This window comes from Enterococcus sp. 5B3_DIV0040 (assembly GCF_002140755.1).
In the GTDB taxonomy this organism is placed as follows: domain Bacteria; phylum Bacillota; class Bacilli; order Lactobacillales; family Enterococcaceae; genus Enterococcus_D; species Enterococcus_D casseliflavus.
This window is the reverse complement of record NZ_NGLC01000001.1, coordinates 1,802,300-1,816,895: the sequence shown is the minus strand read 5'-3', so window position 1 is coordinate 1,816,895 and position 14,596 is coordinate 1,802,300. Positions and strand designations below refer to the sequence as shown.

Below are 14,596 nucleotides of genomic sequence, written 5' to 3'. Positions count from 1 at the left end.
AACTGAACGATTAGTTATGAAATTTAAAAACCAGTTCGATTAAAGAGCAGGAGTGGATAGATGAATTATTTAGGAATTGATGTTGGTGGTTCAGCAATCAAATATGCATTGATCGACTACACAGGAAGCATCGTGGAGAAAAAACAACGTGTAACCCCGAATGATCTGACCGATTTCCTCGAAACGATTTCTTCTATTATTCAAAGCTATCATGACCAAATCAAGGGGGTAGGCATCAGTCTACCAGGTAAAATTGATACCAAAAAAGGAGTTGTGTATTTCGGGGGAGCACTAACGTATCTTCATGAATACCCACTAAAAAAATATATCGAAGAAACACACGGACTTCCTTGTGCATTGTCAAATGATGGAAAAGCCGCCGCGTTAGCAGAATGGTGGATTGGAAATCTAAAAGACTGTTCACACGGGGCAGCGATTGTCTTGGGTACAGGCATTGGTTGTGGTTTGATTCTCGACAACGAGCTTTATCAAGGAAGCAACTTTCAGGCTGGTGAGATAAGTTTTTTAGCAAATATGACTGGAGAACTATCTTTGGAACAACTAATTGGGTTGAAAGGTTCCGCTGTAGGCTTCGTGCAAAGTGGGGCAGCACTTTTAAATATGGACGATCAGTATGACGGGAAAACTGTTTTTGATGAACTAGTCAAAGGTGAGAATGTGGCGTTAAAGAAATTGTTTGTGGACTATTGTCAGCTGATTGCACGAATGATTATTAATTTGCAGGTGACACTTGATCTTGACAAACTAGTGATTGGTGGTGGCATTAGTGCCCAACCGATTTTAATACAAGAAATAAAACACCAGTACCGTTCAGTTCGAAAACAGTTACCACTTTTGGAAATGAATTTTAAAGAAATTAGCATCGAAGCTTGTCTTTACGGGAACGAAGCGAACCTTCTTGGTGCGGTTTATAATTTATTACTATCTATCGAACAAAGGTTTTCTTGAATAGTGGTTTCGATTAAATGGACGTAGAACAATCGTAAAATGTGTGAATAAGCACGCCCAATTTGATTCCGTGGAAGATTATCAACAATTTCAGATGCTTTATAGCAAAGGGAAGATGCCATTTTATGGCCACTTTCCTTTTTTTTTCGGCGCATGTTTTCTCTGAGAATTTATTATAATTTCCTTATCAAGTTATCTTGAAATATTCATTTAGGAAGTGAGGAAATGAGAAAACTGGTTGGAATTGTGTTGATTTTGCTGTTAGCGGGATTATTGCTGCTGGTGTTTGGTTTCGATCATACTTCAGCAAAAGAACGAGCCGGAGGGAATTTATCGTTTTCTGTTCAAACGAACCGTGTGATCTATGATGAAGCCTTGAACGTCATTACGATCCCGGTACGGCCGAACAAAACGCTGACTTCACAAAACGTTTGTATCCGTTTAACTTATGGTTGGGATGGCAATGGACACAGTGAAAAGGTGATTGGTGAAACGTATCTAACAAATGTCGATTGGTTTTCAGGTGTTGAAAACTACTTAAGGATCTATGCTGAGATGGCCATCGATGAGATCAAAAGTGTGGATAAAGTAGATTTAGTTGTGATTTATGACGGTGAAACAACGATTACTGAAAACTTGAAGCCTAGTCAATGGCAGGTAATAACACCCCCGAGCTCTAGTGAGCGCACGAACTCTGAGATAAGCACAAGCGCTAAGGTGTCTGAAGAAACAAGCTCTTCCTTTAGTAGTATCGAACCGAAATTTAGCGACTCTCAATCGACGGATCCAAGGACTTCTACTACGGAAAACACAAGTCTGGATTCTCAAAGTATCGAAAGTAGTCACAATGCAAGTGAGTCAGAAAATTTGAACACCCAACCAGTTAGTGAGAGTGAATCGAGTCAGACAATTAGGAGTCAAGAAACCACCGCAACAACAGGAACAACGACCGTCAGTGAAGCGGCATATGAGAATCTTTCAGATTCAGAAACGAAACCAAACAAATTAGCGCCGAACCAAAGTCAGTCAAGCAAGCGAAGTGTTTCCTCCAATGATCCCGCAGGCAAACAACTCGCTAAAGCATCGTCTTCAGTGAAAATGCAACAGGAACAACGTACGGAGACAAGCAGCGCTAAGGAGGTCAATGGAGCCTTACTACCGAAAACCGGTAGCAAAAATACAAGTATTCGCTATTTACTCTTTGGTCTAGGCGTGGTTATCCTTACTGTCTTCCTTTACTGGCTGAATCGAAAGTTATTTTCTGAGGAGAGGCAGTAAAGAAAAAAGCCGAGGATAATGAGAGAATTGATAACCCACGATTGGAATTTTCTTCCCCAGAAAGCACAATCACGTTTTGTTTTACCGTTTTTAACAAAAAGTCTGACGATCGTTTTGAGGCGTCAGACTTTTTTTATGAAAATATACAGATAACGAAAGGAAAATTTGTTAAAAGTGATTTGACAGAAAAGAGCGCACGGTGGTACGATCACCAAACACTGCCAGCTTACAATTTTGTAAGATGACAAATTTAGGACAAAAACAGCGTTTGCTGATTATACAAGCGAGGGAAATTTCATGTTACAGGCACTTTTGGATACGACAGAAAAACAAATATATGCGTTTCTAAGTTATTGTTACGAAACGAACAAGAAAGACTATACAATTAAAGAGCTCTCAGGTGTTTTCGATAGGAAAACCAACAAAATGCAGTCGATCGTTCAGCAAGTAGAGGTGTTTCGTGCACGCTATCCTCAGTTTACTTTGACCTATGATCGGTTGGAAAAAGAAGTGTCGATTGCTTTTTCTCCACGATTTCTATTGAGCCAAGCCTATAGTGTATTGTTGCAGGGAACCGTTGGGTTTATCTTGCTGGATGCACTCTTTCAGGGGGATTATCATTCCCTTGAACAACTCAGTCACAAAACCTTTAGCAGTCCCCGCACGATTCAACGAAAATTGCAGGAGTTAAATCATGTTTTGGCGAACTATCATTTGTCCTATAGTTTAAAAAAAGGTGATCCTTTGGCAGGTGATGAATATGCGATCCGCTATTTTTATCATCTTACCTATTGGCAAATTTTTGATGAGAAGGACTCACAAGTCTTGGCATCGATCAAGGAGAAAGAGCAGGCTGAAGCGTTGTTTGAAACCCATGCTTCTTATATGAGAAAAATCGATATCGATAAATTTCTTCATCTATTCGCTATCTCCGTGCAAAGAATCCATCAAAAGCATCCGCTTTCGTTTTTACCAAACGAAGTACTTACCTTTGAGCACCCATTAATTGAAAAAAAACAGTTTGATCAGGTCTTTTTGAACCCATTGTTTAACAGGAGTCATCTGCCGTTTTCTGAAATTTCGGAGGTTGAACGCAGCTTCTTGTATTATATGTTCGGGGTAATGAACACCTATCTTGAGGAGGATCTCGATGCTGCTAACATCTCGTGGCTGACTCAGCCAAAGTACCAGCAAGAAGCGCAGCTCGTTGAAAAACTAGCCGTGTATTTTCGGTTGACGTTTACAGAAGCCGAAAAAAACTATTTACTGGTTAATCTGGTCATGATCCATTCCGCCTCTGGCTGTTTTGGTACGCGACAAAAAAGCGATAGTTTTGGCAAAACAACCGACGAGCAAGAGCTGCAAGCCGCTTTTCCAGTGCTTTATCCAACCATGAAACGGTTTTTTTTGGAAGCGACTGTTTCTTTACCAGAGTTGCGTAGATTACTGCAAATAAATGATCGCTTGATTTTCCAATACTGTATGTTACTGAGAGTTATTTTTATCAAATATGAACAGCCGGTCACGTTCTCGATCCATTCGAAATACGGAAAAACGCAAGAGCTTTGGATCAAGAACCGCTTGATGAATGCCACGCATCGAGCGATGGCCCATTATTCGCTGTCTCAAAAACCAGATTTGGTGATCAGCGATTATCCGATCCATCAGGAATTTTCCGAGGAAGAACAGCCTTACCTCTTTTATTGGAATGGTCACCCAAGCGCAAAGGAATGGAAACAGCTCAAGCAAGTGATCAAACAGATCAGAAGTGCCAAGAACAAGGCAGCGTTCGCCCAGCTGGCATTCACCCAAACGGAGTGAGCCCGCTATAAGATCGAGCCAATAGAACTTATAATTTTGCCAAGCGTTTGACTAGCAGCAATAGGGCAAACGTGAAAAGCAACAGTGATAAACGAAGTTGTCAAGAAGCAAAAACAGGAGCATCGATGTTCCTTTTTCGCTTCTTGACTTTTTTTTACAGAGATGGCATGGTATACATATTATCATAACGTTTTTTATTTAAAATCGTTGCAGAAATGGTGTTAGGAAGAAGGGGTAACTTTGACAGAAGTATTAGCACTGCAAAATGTTTCCAAATTGATTGGAACCAAACGAATCATTGATGATGTTTCCTTTGTGGTGGACCAAGGACAAGTCGTTGGTTTATTAGGGCCCAATGGGGCTGGGAAGACGACGATCATCCGAATGATCGTTGGCTTGATGAAGCACAACACAGGATCGATTGCCATTATGGGAAATTTATTGGATTCTTCTTTTAAAACAGCGATTGCCTCAGTCGGAGCGATCGTTGAGAATCCTGAGTTTTATAATTATATGACCGGTTATGAGAATTTGATGCAGTATCAGCGTATGGCGAAGAAAAAAGGCACAGCCTCTGAGCTAGAAGCCCTGATCCGTCAGGTGCATTTAGAAGGACATATCCATCAAAAAGTCAAAACCTATTCATTAGGGATGCGTCAGCGTTTAGGTGTTGCCCAGGCATTAGTCCATCAACCAGACTTATTAGTTTTAGATGAACCGATGAATGGCCTGGATCCTAAAGGCATGCGGGAGTTTCGGGAAATGATTCTTTCTTTGCGAGCAAAAGGGGTCTCTGTTTTAGTTTCCAGTCATCAGTTAAGCGACATCGAACAAATTGCCGATCATTTGATCGTGGTGCAAAAAGGAAAAGTCACCCATCAAGTAGCAATGGCAGAGTTGAAAGCAGAGAAAAATGTGTTGATCATCAAAACCGATGATCACTTGCAAACCGAAGCACTGTTAAAAGCTTCCTTTGACGTCGAGGTCTTGCACGTAGAAGACGAATTGCAAGTCACGTTGCAAACAGATAAGCGTTCAGAAATCGCTGCAGCGATCGTGACGGCGGGTATCGGCTTAAAAGAACTACGGACAAAGCAATCTTCTTTAGAAGATACATTCTTGGCTTGGACCGAAGAAGGAGGTTTGTAAGCATGCTGACATTGATAAAAAATGAATGGATCAAATTAACCAAAAAGCGTTCTACTTGGATCATGCTGCTTTTATTGGTTTTAATGACGTTTGGCTTGACCTATGTTGTACGCTTAGGTAGTCCAGAAATTGGGGCCAATGATTTATTTGCTTCTTTAAGCGATATGACGTCGTTCTTAAACTTATTTGTAGTGATTGTGGCGGCTTCTTCAGTGGCAGAAGAGTTCAGTCGTGGAACGATTAAGTTCTTATTGATTCGGCCTTTTTCCAGAAGCCAAATCTTAGCAGCAAAAGCCATCAACACGTTTTTATTTGCGCTGTTAGGGACCGCTGTTTTACTCATCAGTAGTTTAGCAGCTGCCAATTTATTTTTAGCTGCTGAATCACCTTTTGCTGCTACTGGCTACAACGGGCTAGCGGCGATTCTCGTTGCCCTTGTTTTTGCGGGAACCAACTTGCTATTGATCGTCTTTTATATTGCATTGACCATCTTTATCTCAGCCGTCATTCGCTCTCAAAGCCTGGCGGTAGGCTTAGGCTTGGGTATGTTGTTTGGAAGCAGCATCATCAACTCGATCATGCTTTTTGCGCAAGAAAAATACCCATGGCTGAAGTGGAATCCATTTAATTTTATGAATATCAAAGAGCAGATACCGAGTGTATTAAATAGTCCTGACATGCAGATGACTGCTTTTGATCCGGGATTGGGCTATTGGGAAATGGCGATCGGGATCCTTGTTTACAGTGTTTTAATCTACCTTTTAACAAATTGGTTATTCAACAAAAGAGATGTCGCATTAAGTTGAGGAAACGAGTGAAAGTTTTTGGATAAATCCAGCTTTCACTCTTTCTTTTTGTGTTTTTTTCTAGTAAAATGATTCATTGAGAGTACAAGAGAAAGGAGAGTTTTCGAATGGTTAGTGTAGGAATCGTAATCGTGATCGCTGTTGTTGCAGCATTACTAGGCGCTGTCGGCGGCTTCTTTTTGGCGCGTAAATATATGCAAGATTATCTAAAGAAAAATCCTCCCGTTAATGAGGATATGCTTCGCTCGATGATGATGTCAATGGGTCAAAAACCTTCTGAGAAAAAAATTCGTCAGATGATGCAGCAAATGAAAAACCAAAAGTAGGTTTTTTCTAAAAAGCGGGCTGATTTTATCAGCTCGCTTTTTATTGCGGAAAAACGCAGTAACGAATAAAAAATGTCCCCAAGCTGCTTTTTCTGTTTACGTTCTGTAAATAACGGGGAAGCAATCGAATCTGAATCCAATGAATATTCGGAAAAATCGCAAAATTTAGGCAACAGGTCATAAAGAAATGGAGAGTGTTATGTCAATATTTAGGAAGTTAGGTTGGTTTTTTAAACAAGAAAAGAAACATTATTTGTTAGGCGTAGGCTCTTTAGTCTTGGTCGCCTTGGTACAGTTGGCACCTCCCAAAGTTATCGGGATCATCATCGATGAGATTGCGGAAAAAGAGATCTCGATGCAGACGATCTTTTTTTGGGTCATGATCTTGATTGCTTCAGCCATCGCTCAATACGTGTTTCGTTTTGTCTGGCGAACGCATATCTGGGGCAGTGCCGCTCGGCTAGAAAAAACGTTACGCAGACAGCTATTTGCACATTTTACAAGGATGGATCAGTTGTTTTATCAAAAGCATCGGACAGGTGATTTGATGGCCCATGCCACCAATGACTTGAATGCCATCCAAAATGTGGCAGGGGCAGGGATCTTGACCTTTGCCGATTCCTTCATCTCGGGAGGGGCAACCATCATTGCGATGGTTCTCTTTATCGACTGGCGGTTAACGATCATTGCTCTATTGCCGCTGCCTTTCTTAGCAGTCATGGCACGGGTTCTTGGCAGCAAATTGCATGATGCGTTTCGTGACTCGCAAGAAGCCTTTTCTTCCATCAACGACAAAGCCCAAGAAAGTATTACTGGGATGAAAGTCATCAAAACCTTTGGACAGGAAAAAGAGGACATCGCTGATTTTCAAACCAAAATCGACCATGCCATCATCAAAAACCGCAAAGTCAATTTTCTGGATGCCTTGTTTGATCCGTTTATTACGATCATTATCGGAATCTCCTATGTGCTGACGATCATCGTTGGCGGCAATTATGTTATGGATGGTACCATCTCGATCGGTCAATTGGTATCCTTCATCAGTTATATCGGTATGTTAGTTTGGCCGATGTTTGCCATCGGACGTCTGTTTAATGTGCTGGAACGAGGCAATGCTAGTTATGATCGGGTTGCCGAATTGTTGGCGGCAAAGACCCATATTATTGAAGCTAAAGATGCGGTCGATGCCCCAGCCCAAGGAACGGTGAACGTTCAAATCAATGATTTTCACTATCAAGGAGATGATTTTGCCCTGCAAGACATCCACTTTACTTTGCCAGCGGGTCAGACACTAGGTGTCGTCGGGAAAACCGGTGCTGGAAAAACCTCTTTGATGAAGCTCTTATTGCGAGAGTATGATTCATTTGACGGGGCGATCACCTTCGGGGGCATTGACAGCAAGCAATACTCCTTGAATGCTCTTTTGGGGTCGATCGGTTATGTTCCGCAAGATCATTTCTTATTTTCCATGACGATTCGAGACAATATCCGCTTTGCGCAACCACGGGCTTCTCAAGCAGAAGTGGAAGCAGCTGCTGGATTGGCAGTGATCCACGAGGATATCAGTCAGTTTCCTGAAGGGTACGAAACGATGGTGGGGGAACGTGGTGTTTCTCTTTCTGGCGGACAAAAACAGCGGTTATCCATTGCCCGTGCTTTGATCACTGATCCCGAATTATTGATTTTAGATGACGCCCTTTCAGCAGTAGATGCCAAAACGGAAGAAGCTATTTTACAACAGTTGCGGACGTTCCGTCAGAATAAAACAACGATCATTGCTGCCCACCGCCTAAGTAGTGTCAAGCACGCAGAAGAAATTCTGGTGATCGACAATGGGAAAATCAGTGAACGTGGGACCCATGAACAATTATTGGCTGCAAATGGCTGGTATAAAAAAATGTGGGACAAACAGCAACTAGAAGCCAAAATCGAAGGGAGTGAAGCCTAATGCAAGAATCAGAATGGAGTAAATCGATTCCCTTTAAAGAGCAAAAAAACATCATCAAACGAATGTTTCTTTTTGCCAAGCCATTTCGGAAAACCTTCTATGCAGCGATCTTTTTTGCTTTTGTGTTATCGATCGTCAATATCCTGTTGCCTTTGATCATTCAAACCTTTATGGATAATTATTTGACCAATCAAACGGCGACCCAGCAAGTCATTTATTTCTTTGCTGCATTGTATTTCTTTGGGGTGTTAGTAAAAGCTGTGATTTGGTTTTTCCAATGGTTCCTTTATTCGATGGGTTCTTTAAAAACCTATCAGTATATTCGAGCAAAATTATTTGAAAAATTGCATAGTCTTGGGATGCGCTATTTCGATCAGACGCCAGCGGGTTCGATCGTTTCACGGGTCAGCAACGACACAGAAACGTTGTATGAATTTTGGTATGTCTTCTTGATGGTATTGACAGGAATTTTTGCGGTGGTTTCTTCTTTTGCCGCCATGTTCCGCATCAACGTCAAAATTGCCTTACTGAACTTGATTTTTCTGCCGATCCTAATGGTAGTCATCTGGTATTATCAAAAATTCAGCTCTCGTATCTATCGTCAAATGCGGGAAAAACTGAGTCAGCTGAATACGAAATTGAATGAATCGATTTCTGGTATGCAGATCATTCAGCAATTCCGTCAAGAGGCGCGGCTGAATGAAGAATTCGAAGCGACCAACGATGATTATTTGAAAACTAGATACGCTATGATCCGCACGAATGCGCTGCTATTATCACCAATCATTAGTTTGTTGTATGCCTTAGCGATCGCCTTGTCGTTGACGGTCTTTGGGTTTGATGCCTTAGAATCGCCCATTGAAGTCGGGTTGATTTTCGCCTTTACGACCTATATTCAAGGATTCTTTAATCCCATGACACAGATGATGGATTTTCTCAGCGTCTTTACTGATGGGATGGTCGCCGGCAGCCGTATTCTAAAGATTATGGATAACGAAGAATACACGCCGCAGCAAAACCCCGATGCTAGTCAAACCATCACCAAAGGAAAAATCGAGTTTCGCGATGTCAGTTTTTCCTATGATGGTAAAAACAACGTATTGAATCATATTTCTTTCATCGCCTATCCAGGTGAGACCGTGGCTTTAGTCGGTCACACAGGAAGTGGCAAGAGCTCGATCATCAATGTGTTGATGCGTTTTTACGAATTCGGGGAAGGGCAAATTTTGATCGATGATCAAGATATCCGCGACTTCACGATGGAAGAGCTTCGGAAAAAAGTCGGACTCGTATTGCAAGACGCCTTCATGTTTTATGGGGACATCGCTGACAATATCCGCTTATTGAATCAGGACATTCGTGAGGAACAGATCGAAGCAGCAGCAAAATTTGTTCAAGCAGATGCCTTTATTCAAAAATTACCTGGTAAATACCACGCCAAAGTGATTGAACGGGGCGCCAGCTATTCAAGTGGGCAGCGACAATTGATTTCCTTTGCCCGCACCATGGTGACCGATCCGAAAGTGCTGGTCTTGGATGAGGCGACTGCCAATATCGATACTGAAACAGAAGGACTGATCCAAGAAGGGTTGGCAAATATGCGTCAAGGGCGAACCACGATCGCGATCGCCCATCGATTGTCTACCATCCGCGATGCCGAGTTGATTTTGGTGCTTGATAAAGGCTCGATCGTCGAACGAGGCACCCATGATGAACTTTTGGCTCAAAAAGGGTTGTATGCCGATATGTACCGTTTGCAGGCAAGTGAAGTTTAATAGTTTTGATAGAAACGCTAACCTTAAAGACTTTCGTTTTTAAGGTTTTTTTGTACGAAAAAAGAAAGAAGGGATGAATATAAAAATAACGAACAAAGATTGACAGCGCTTTCTACCTTTGCTATGATAAAGATAATAAAACTGGTTCTAATGGATAGTGATTGTTGATTTTTAACAAGCTAAACCTGATGAAGCTGCGGTATTTGCGCTGCTTTCATGAGGTTTTTTCTGTGTTGACTGTTGGCTCAGCAATAAAGACAAGCAATGAACCATATCCGCAATGATAAAGTAAGTGGGGGTAGGACATGAAAATCAGTAAAGTGTTAAACAATAATGTTGTGATCACTACCGATCAAAGTCAAAACGAGATTATTGTTATGGGGCGGGGGATTGCATTTAAGAAAAAAGTGGGAGATGAAATTTCTTCAGAAACGGTCGATAAAGTGTATCGCTTAGAAAATCAGACGATCTTATCTCAATTTCAAGAGCTGCTTGCTGACTTACCACTGGAATATCTTGAATTATCCAATGAGATCATTGAGTATGCTCGGCGAGAATTGTCATCCCCAATCAATGATTCCATTTACATCTCGTTGACGGATCACATGCACTGTGCCATTGAACGATCGAAAAAAGGAATGACGGTCAAAAATGTCTTGTTGTGGGATATCAAGCGTTTTTTCCCCGATGAGTACCAAATAGGTTGTAAAACAGTAGAGAAAATCAAAGAACATTACGGGATTCAGCTGCCAGATGACGAAGCTGGCTTTATTGCTCTGCATCTCGTCAATGCGCAAACTGAGAATGGTGACCAAGGCAATATTGCTGAACTAACCCAAACGATGCAAGACATCATAAATATTGTTAAATATTTTTTCAAAACAACCTTTGATGAAGAGTCCGTTTATTTTTATCGCTTCACTACGCATTTGAAATTTTTTGTTTCAAGAATGCAAAACCATACTACTCATGTGGATGAAACCGATGAAGATCTTTTGGCTATGGTCAAAGTGAAGTATCGAAATGCGTATCAATGCGTGCAAAAAATCGCTGAGCTATTAGAAAATCAGTATCAGTATCAAATGTCCAGTGACGAAAGTTTGTATTTAACGATTCATATTGCCAGACTTGTGCAAAAAAATCGTTGATTGAAAAAAACAAGAAAGGAGAAGGATTTTTTGATTCATGAGAAGGTGTCGAAAAAGAAAAATTTCTTCGCAATGATTCTTATCAAACATCAGCTTCAAGACATCTGACCATGCAGCAAGAAATCAAAATAAGAAAACATTTTGGATAGTGACATTCAGTTGGCTAAACCTTCAATACAAAAAAATTGGAGGAATCAAAAATGGGAAAATATCGTGAATTAGCAGAAAAAATCGTAGCAAATGTCGGTGGAAAAGAGAACATTAATAGCTTGACGCATTGTATCACACGCCTGCGTTTTAAATTAAAGGATGAAGGCGTCGCAAATGATGAAGTCTTAAAGAACATGGATGGGGTAGTGACGGTCATGAAGAGTGGCGGTCAATACCAGGTGGTTATCGGAAACCATGTACCTGATGTCTATGCAGAAGTGATCGATGTAGCAGGAATCAGTGGTGATGCTGAAGAAACAGCTTCAGGTGGCAACTTGTTTGATCGTTTGATCGATATTTTGAGCGGCTGCTTCCAACCCTTCTTAGGGGCTTTGTGTGCGGCGGGGATGATCAAAGGACTAAACGCACTGTTGCTTTTTATTGGTACAACAGGCTTGATCGATTATACAACGACGACTGGTACCTATGTGATGTTTAATGCGATCGGCGATTCGATCTTCATGTTTATGCCAGTGATTTTAGGATATACGTCAGCGAAAAAGTTTCGCTTAAATCCAATGGTGGGAATCGTGATCGGGTCAGCGCTTTGTTACCCAACAATTCAAGGATCTGCTTTGCAAGCCGCATTTCTTGCAGGCGCTGGCGAGGGAGCTGCTGCACCGTATAGCTTGTTAGGCTTGCCTGCGTACGAAACGTTTTTAGGAATTCCGTGGGTTGGCGCAACGTATACTAGCAGTGTGGTGCCGGTCATCTTTATCATTGCCTTTGCTGCGCAAGTTCAAAAATTTGCGAAAAAAATCATTCCTTCTGTTGTCCAAACGTTCTTAGTGCCGTTCTTGGTTCTCTTGATTGCATTGCCAATTGGTTTTTTGGTGATTGGACCTGTGATCAGTATGTTGACGGATCTTTTGAGCGCAGGATTTGAAGCGCTGATGGACTTTTCACCAGCTGCCTATGGCTTGTTGCTAGGTTTCTTCTGGCAAGTACTGGTTATTTTCGGTTTGCATTGGTCAGTTGTTCCGCTACACATTATGCAAGTGACACAACTAGGCTACAGTCAGATTTTGGTAGCATCATTTGGTGCCAGCTTTGCTCAAACAGCTGTAGTGATGGCGATGTACTTTAAACTGAAAGATAAAAAACTGAAAGCACTATGTCCACCAGCTATTATCTCAGGGCTTTTCGGTGTAACGGAGCCAGCGATTTATGGGATCACGTTACCGAAAAAAATGCCGTTCTTCTACTCAATGATCGGTGGTGCGGTCGCAGGTGCCTTCTTGATGATCAATGGAACAACGAGCTACACCTCTGGTGGGTTAGGGGTCTTTGGCATTTTCAACTACATCACTCCAGAAGGCGACGCTAGTGGCATGTGGTTCTCTGTCTTCGGAATCTTGATCGCTGCAGCGATTGGCTTTGGTTTGACCATGGCTTTCTGGAAAGATGATGCAGTGGAAGAAGAAATCGCAGAAGGACAACCAGCGATGACTGTTCGAAAAGAAGTGATCACTTCTCCAGTAGAAGGAACGATCGCGCCACTAAGCAGTGCCAAAGATGAAGCCTTTGCTCAAGGAGTGCTAGGAAAAGGCATCCTGATCCATCCTTCAAAAGGCGAAGTTGTGGCTCCTTTTGATGGTACTGTGATGACATTGTTCCCAACCAAACATGCCATCGGGTTGATTTCTGAGAATGGTTTAGAACTTTTGATCCATATTGGTTTGGATACTGTTCAATTGAATGGTGAGTTCTTTGAAGCGCATGTGAAGCAAGGCGATAAAGTCACTCGTGGGCAAAAATTGATCAGCTTTGATAAAGATGCATTGATCAAAGCAGGATTCAATATTGAGACCCCAGTGCTAGTGACCAACTCAGCGGATTATTTGGATATCATCGAGTCTGACAAACGAGAAGTTGGTTGTTCCGATGACTTGATCACGGCTTTAGTTTAGGAAATGTTTACTTGCAAAACAGCTATATAAGGATAAAAGCGATCGGTCGTGAAGGCTCGATCGCTTTTTGACAGTCATTTAATTGGGAAACAGTGAGTCTTTATAATGAAGGTTTTTATCATAGGTTGGTTCAGCGATTATCGTTGATGAAGTGGGGCGCTTATCATACGCCATCCCAATATCGATCAAATGCTGCAGATTTTTCTCATAGTGCTCCGAAAAGACGACTGCATACAACAAATCTAGCAAGTAGCAAACTGAGGTATTGATCGTAAAATTCGCGATCTTTGAATACAGCCTTTCTCTTGTTGTGATATTTAAGACACAATCGCTTAATTTCGCTAACGCATTCTCGCCAATACTAGTCATCCCAATGATGGAGACCTGCCGTTCGGCGAGGATCTTACCGATTTCTTTAACCATTTTGTTTTCACCTGTGTAAGAAATCAAAATCGCGGTCGTATCGGAGGTACAGTTGGATGCCTCATAGGCACTTTCGCCGAAGGTATCGCAGACGTGGATACTTTTTCCTAAACGCCGCATCTTCAAAACAAAGTCTTGAGAAATCAAGGTGTTGGCATTGCTGGCGAAAATCCTGATATGATTGGCATTGAGCAACGATTGTTTCGCTTTTTGTAATTCATCATGATGGATCAAGGAAAGCGTATCTTCGATCGTTGTTTGTTCAAGCTTTGCCAACTTTTTGGCGATGGTCATAATCCCGTCATGGGAAGAGAAGGGAAAGTTCGCATCCACATCGGTAAAATGGCTGCTCATATATGTTTGCTCTTCCACAAAGGCCGTTTTTAAGTCGAGCCAACCATTGAAGCCTAATTTTTTGGCGATCCGAATAAAAGTAGAAGGATGAACATAGGTTTTTTCAGATAATTCCTTGATGGTTTGATCCGCCATCGCGGTCGGATTGGCTAATAAATAATCAATCAACGATCGTTCGGCGGGTGCTAGTTTGATTTGGCGCATTTTTTCTTGTAACAACATGGTATATATGCTCCTTTTTACATTTTTTTATTATTATTTGTAAATGGTTTTTACAGAAATTCGTTTTTATTCAGTACCTAGCAAATCGTTTACATCCTAATTATTCCTTATTTTATGCTCTTTGTAAATCTTTTTTACAAAACACCTGCAAGCAGAAGCAAGATTTGCAAACGCTTTTTCTAAATATGCTATTTACATTGAATCAAATGTTTTTATGAATGATAATAAGAATGTAAATAAAATAGCAAAGGAGCAAT

Annotated in this window: 11 protein-coding genes; 10 read left to right on the top strand and 1 reads right to left on the bottom strand. The window is 41.4% G+C overall.

Going from position 1 to position 14,596, the window contains the following annotated elements:
* Window positions 1-60 precede the first annotated feature (60 nt).
* From A5883_RS08600 to A5883_RS08555, 10 genes are all read left to right on the top strand, one after another.
* On the top strand, window positions 61-969 hold the full coding sequence (locus A5883_RS08600; RefSeq protein WP_086338330.1) for an ROK family protein: 909 nt from the start codon (window positions 61-63) through the stop codon (window positions 967-969).
* 225 nt (window positions 970-1,194) lie between these two features.
* Window positions 1,195-2,247 (top strand): LPXTG cell wall anchor domain-containing protein, encoded by a 1,053-nt coding sequence (locus A5883_RS08595; protein ID WP_086338329.1) that lies wholly within the window; start codon window positions 1,195-1,197, stop codon window positions 2,245-2,247.
* Between the two features lie 297 nt (window positions 2,248-2,544).
* Window positions 2,545-4,068, top strand: a complete 1,524-nt coding sequence (locus A5883_RS08590) for a helix-turn-helix domain-containing protein (protein ID WP_086338328.1) — start codon at window positions 2,545-2,547, stop codon at window positions 4,066-4,068.
* 240 nt (window positions 4,069-4,308) lie between these two features.
* Window positions 4,309-5,217, top strand: coding sequence for an ABC transporter ATP-binding protein (locus A5883_RS08585; protein WP_086338327.1), 909 nt, complete (start codon window positions 4,309-4,311; stop codon window positions 5,215-5,217).
* A 2-nt stretch (window positions 5,218-5,219) separates the two neighbouring features.
* A complete protein-coding gene (locus A5883_RS08580) occupies window positions 5,220-6,023 on the top strand; it encodes an ABC transporter permease (protein WP_005225815.1) in 804 nt (267 codons plus the stop codon).
* A 107-nt stretch (window positions 6,024-6,130) separates the two neighbouring features.
* A complete protein-coding gene (locus A5883_RS08575; protein WP_005235432.1) occupies window positions 6,131-6,349 on the top strand; it encodes a YneF family protein in 219 nt (72 codons plus the stop codon).
* Between the two features lie 199 nt (window positions 6,350-6,548).
* Window positions 6,549-8,297: an ABC transporter ATP-binding protein gene (locus tag A5883_RS08570; protein WP_042890950.1), complete on the top strand. Its 1,749-nt coding sequence runs from the start codon at window positions 6,549-6,551 to the stop codon at window positions 8,295-8,297.
* Entirely contained in the window at window positions 8,297-10,072 is a 1,776-nt protein-coding gene (locus tag A5883_RS08565) for an ABC transporter ATP-binding protein (RefSeq protein ID WP_010748035.1), read from the top strand. The genes A5883_RS08570 and A5883_RS08565 overlap by 1 nt, the downstream gene beginning before the upstream one ends.
* A 305-nt stretch (window positions 10,073-10,377) precedes the next feature.
* The gene (licT, locus tag A5883_RS08560; protein ID WP_005225819.1) at window positions 10,378-11,220 is read left to right on the top strand and encodes a BglG family transcription antiterminator LicT; all 843 of its coding nucleotides are present in this window, start codon (window positions 10,378-10,380) and stop codon (window positions 11,218-11,220) included.
* A gap of 200 nt (window positions 11,221-11,420) precedes the next feature.
* Window positions 11,421-13,340 (top strand): beta-glucoside-specific PTS transporter subunit IIABC, encoded by a 1,920-nt coding sequence (locus A5883_RS08555; RefSeq protein ID WP_074931551.1) that lies wholly within the window; start codon window positions 11,421-11,423, stop codon window positions 13,338-13,340.
* A 78-nt stretch (window positions 13,341-13,418) separates the two neighbouring features.
* On the opposite strand, the gene A5883_RS08550 is transcribed toward A5883_RS08555, so the two are convergent.
* Window positions 13,419-14,339, bottom strand: a complete 921-nt coding sequence (locus A5883_RS08550; RefSeq protein WP_010748037.1) for a MurR/RpiR family transcriptional regulator — start codon at window positions 14,337-14,339, stop codon at window positions 13,419-13,421.
* Window positions 14,340-14,596 lie beyond the last annotated feature (257 nt).

Bases quoted from the DNA above. Each gene is read 5' to 3' on its own strand.
- A5883_RS08565 (WP_010748035.1), top strand. From the start codon at position 8,297: ATGCAAGAATCAGAATGGAGTAAATCGATTCCCTTTAAAGAGCAAAAA.
- A5883_RS08595 (WP_086338329.1), top strand. From the start codon at position 1,195: ATGAGAAAACTGGTTGGAATTGTGTTGATTTTGCTGTTAGCGGGATTA.
- A5883_RS08575 (WP_005235432.1), top strand. From the start codon at position 6,131: ATGGTTAGTGTAGGAATCGTAATCGTGATCGCTGTTGTTGCAGCATTA.
- licT (WP_005225819.1), top strand. From the start codon at position 10,378: ATGAAAATCAGTAAAGTGTTAAACAATAATGTTGTGATCACTACCGAT.
- A5883_RS08555 (WP_074931551.1), top strand. From the start codon at position 11,421: ATGGGAAAATATCGTGAATTAGCAGAAAAAATCGTAGCAAATGTCGGT.
- A5883_RS08580 (WP_005225815.1), top strand. From the start codon at position 5,220: ATGCTGACATTGATAAAAAATGAATGGATCAAATTAACCAAAAAGCGT.
- A5883_RS08550 (WP_010748037.1), bottom strand. From the start codon at position 14,339: ATGTTGTTACAAGAAAAAATGCGCCAAATCAAACTAGCACCCGCCGAA.
- A5883_RS08590 (WP_086338328.1), top strand. From the start codon at position 2,545: ATGTTACAGGCACTTTTGGATACGACAGAAAAACAAATATATGCGTTT.
- A5883_RS08600 (WP_086338330.1), top strand. From the start codon at position 61: ATGAATTATTTAGGAATTGATGTTGGTGGTTCAGCAATCAAATATGCA.
- A5883_RS08570 (WP_042890950.1), top strand. From the start codon at position 6,549: ATGTCAATATTTAGGAAGTTAGGTTGGTTTTTTAAACAAGAAAAGAAA.